This window comes from Armatimonas sp., from assembly GCF_031410135.1.
GTDB lineage: Bacteria > Armatimonadota > Armatimonadia > Armatimonadales > Armatimonadaceae > Armatimonas.
Window position 1 is genome coordinate 1 of the sequence record NZ_JANNYP010000858.1, and the last position, 3772, is coordinate 3772.

The following is a 3772-nucleotide window of genomic DNA, read 5'->3' on the forward strand; positions in this document are numbered from 1 at the left end:
CGCACCAGTAAGGTGGGTGTTAAGAATCGTCGTTTGCGAGCGGGCTGGGATGATACGTTTTTGGAGAGGATACTGACGAATTGATATGCAATCGCCCTGCCCACGGCCTGCCCGCCCGAGCATCTGAAGCAGTTCGCCCGATGTGAGATGACCGCGCCCTTGGAGGTTCGTATCACGGACGAGAACATGGGTGGCGGGGAGGTTCACGCCCATGGCCAGGGCGGTCGTGCTCACGGCGATCCGCGCCTCACCGTTGCGGTAGCGCTGGCTGCGTGTCTCTTTCTCCCCTGTGCTGAGCTGGGCGTGGTAGGCAATCGCGGCGTGGCCCGTGGCCTGGGCGAGCTTCTCGGCGAGACTCTCGGCAAAGCGGACCGTGGCAACAAAGATCAGGATCGCGGTACCGGGTGCCTCTAAGACCGTGCGGACATGCTCGTGAACCAGCTCCTCGGCGGTCTCACTGCCTTCTAGCAGGGCAACTTGGATGGTCAGCGGAGGCGTGCGCTCCGTGACCACGATACTCTCACAGGGAGCCAGTACCTGCTGGAGATGGGTGGGGTTGGTGAGGGTGGCCGACATGAGCAGCAGGCGCGGGGGCGTGGGCTGGCTCAGAAACGACCCTAAGACGGCATCGAGGGTGGAGCCACGGGAGCGGTCTCCCAGTAAGTGGGCCTCGTCCACCACGATGCTGCGAACCGAGGCAAGCCAGGCACTGGCCTCCCCACTGCGCCAGAGCACTTCCAGGCGCTCTGGAGTGGCAACAATGATTTCCGCCCGCTCCCCTTTTTTACTCAAACCATTTTGGTGGAGTGATTAGTGTTGCTCCTTGCGGATGGATTGTAATGACATCTCTATGATGAGTGAGCCAATTCTCAAAAGAGTGACGAAGTTCACCAGCATCGTCGAAAGATCGGGAAGTCATTGCAAGGTGCTGGGTGAGATGCTTACGCGCCCGTTGGCCATCGAAACGGTGGTCGGTTTGGTCGAGTGTTGCATAAAAGGCGATTGTCATCTCGGAGCGGGTTTGAAGATAGGTTTGGGCATCGAGTGCGTTGCGTTCGGGTATGGCGATATAGGCACAAAATTTCGAAGGGGCAAACAGGCTACTAACCGGATCGTAGACGAAGTAGGTGACGGTTCGTCGTCCCCAAGTTGCTTTGCCTTCCTCAGTCGCAATCTCCTGATTCCAGCGCCGTAGGTTCAGAACCACTTCGAGAAAGTCACCGACAAAATGGATGCGGCGACCAGTGCGCGTTAGAATTGTCTCTGTGACGGCGAATGCTCGATCGATTTCTGAAGCAATGCTGAGTTGCTGACTCCCCAGCTCTTCCAGCTTGAGGTGATTGAGGTACTTGATCTCATTGGCAGAGTTGGTCGGAAGGAGCAGAGTCTGAAAAGCATCCATACCAATTTGTCGCATGACACCGACTGCATTGCTCGCAAGGTTTCGTCGGCCACGAACGACGTGCGGACTCACCATCGAAAGAAAAGTGTCGGTTTCAGGTTGGGGGAGAAAGAGATTCGCTGTGGCGAACTTGGCATGGTTGGCGACCGGATCTGCGCGACTGATCTCAAACTCTATCCAGAGACGCCGACTACCATCTATGCGCTCTAGAAGAACATCAGCACGCGGTGCGTATCCAAGTGTCTTCTCCAACTCGGGCGCAAGTAGGGGAACTTCGTACGATCCTTTCCAACCTGCTGGGCAGTGCTCTAAAAAGGCGTGCTGTAGGTAGGTCGCAAGGTTTCCCATGTAGCGATTTTATCAGAATCCCTAATCCGACAGTGTCTGCCTGCACGGCCTTTCCGTTGGAGAAAGGAGGCGGCTCCACGCGCGGCTTTGTGCTGGAGCACCGCACCCACCGTGCTATCGTCGTAGCCCACCTCCAGGGACGAGGTCGCCACGATCACCTTCGCTTTGGGATCCACCCCGGCATCTTTCGAGTTCACTTTGTCCAGCGGAAGCGCTATCAAAAGAGGGGCACCACCCAGTTGCTTGCAGGCGTCCCAGATCTGGCCGAACTTTCTGCGTTCTGCGGCATCCGGCCACGGCCGTCCGTTGTTCGTACCGTTGCGCTCCAGTGCGAGGGGGTACTTATCAATGTGTCCGCCTCGACCACGTCGCGCAAAGCTCTCCGCATCCTTCAGCGTGTGGTAGAAGCGGTTCGCCACATCCAGGTTATCGGTGAAGGCAAAGAGCTTCGGGGGGAAGCGGCCCTCGCTGAGTGTCTTGTTGTTCAAAGGATCCAGCATCCGGGCCAGTAGCATCACCGTTTGAACGGAGGTAGACAAGAGGCTCGCCTGGGCGCTAGCATCCCCACGGAGCGCGAGCTGATACTACCATCCCTCGCTTTACATGTCCTCGTCCTGAACCGTGATCGCCTCGATGCTGCCTTCGGCCTCACCAATGAGCTGAGCAAAGAAGCGGCGCGGTTCTCGCAAGGTCGCTGAGAGTCCCACGAAGTGGCACGGGGTCTCGGTCGCATATTTCCAGCGGCGGATGACTAGGGCGTTTTGCGCACCACTCACCCCCGAGTAGGTATGTGCCTCATCCAGCAAGGCAAAGCGCAGCTTCTTAGTCCCAATCCCAAAGAGGCGATGCCGTTCCCGCTCACACAAAGACCGGTTCAGCATCTCCGTGGTCGTGAACAAGATATCCGGCGGCTCCCGGTGCATGCGCTCCCGAGTCAGCACGACGGTGTCCTCAGGAACCGTGATCTTCCGACACTTCGTGCACCACAGCTGCTCCACGGGAGCCTCTGCCGCAAAGTCCTTCTCACGCCAGATAAGCTCACTGCTGCACTCAGGGCAGGTTAGGAACGGGCAGATTCGGCCACGATTTACTCTGTCCTGATGCCATGCCTTAGCTGCACTATCTTTAGGATCTGCAAATTTCTTAGCATTTTGCACTGTGCTGCCAAAGTAGACCCCAATAATCAGCTTACGGTCACCGATGCCATCCAAGCGGCGAGCGTTTGCATAGGCGGTTTTGAACTGGTCTTTGAGAAGCTCGTTGCGCGGGTAGATCGCCAGGCACAGCGTGTCGTAGACAGCATCCTCCACCAGATCGGCGAGCCGGGCAAATACCGGGAGATAGAACGAGAGAGTCTTCCCCGTTCCCGTACCCGCACAGACAATCGTCCCTTGGTGGGTGATGCGATCTTGGGAGCTGAGGATCTGCCGCGCCGCCTCGCACTGAAACCGGGCCAGCTTCATGTTCTCGGTGAACCTGCCCACCGCCTCTTCCTGATGCGGCGAGAGAGCAATTGAGGAAAGCTCGCGGGCCACATCGCTCGCTTCTAGCTTGCGTTCCGGGTAGCGCCGTGGCTTTCGCACAAGCCGGTAGTCCGCCACCAGGGTCTTCGCCGACATCCAATCCACCAGCTCACCGGGCCGGCGTGCGGGAAAGAGCTGCCTCAGGCGAAACAGCAGGCGGATCGTCTCCGCAAAGCGCGAGCGATACAGCGACTTATCATCCGGGGTTTTCTGGTCCGTGAGCTCGATCAGGAGACGTTGTTTCCGAAGCTCCTGCCACAGCTGGCTTGGGGATGTCAGAATCCCGCCGCCCACCACCTGCGCCTCACTCTCCAGCTCCGCTTCCGTGAAGGCTCCCTCGGTGAACCCCCACGCTAGTGCTAATCTTGTCCCATATCTTTTGCTGATAGGGCTGACATCGCTGAAAAAGCCATTTGCCAGCCCTCCTCCATACCATCCAAACGACGAAGTCCCATCCATAAACTCTTCACACCAGCACGAGGAGCAGAACGACAAGGAC

The 3772-nt window shown here is 58.0% G+C and carries 4 protein-coding genes; all 4 read right to left on the bottom strand.

The features are described from left to right. On the bottom strand, positions 1-792 hold a 792-nt coding region (locus RMO15_RS30780; protein WP_309722290.1), incomplete at its 3' end, for a helicase-related protein. Beyond that, positions 785-1750, bottom strand: a complete 966-nt coding sequence (locus RMO15_RS30785) for a hypothetical protein (protein ID WP_309722294.1) — start codon at positions 1748-1750, stop codon at positions 785-787. The genes RMO15_RS30785 and RMO15_RS30780, both read right to left, overlap by 8 nt. After that, positions 1711-2250: a helicase-related protein gene (locus RMO15_RS30790; protein ID WP_309722297.1), complete on the bottom strand. Its 540-nt coding sequence runs from the start codon at positions 2248-2250 to the stop codon at positions 1711-1713. Before RMO15_RS30790 ends, RMO15_RS30785 begins: the two co-directional genes overlap by 40 nt. A 99-nt stretch (positions 2251-2349) precedes the next feature. Next, positions 2350-3772 (bottom strand): DEAD/DEAH box helicase (locus tag RMO15_RS30795; protein WP_309722299.1); only part of this gene is annotated, 1423 nt, incomplete at its 5' end.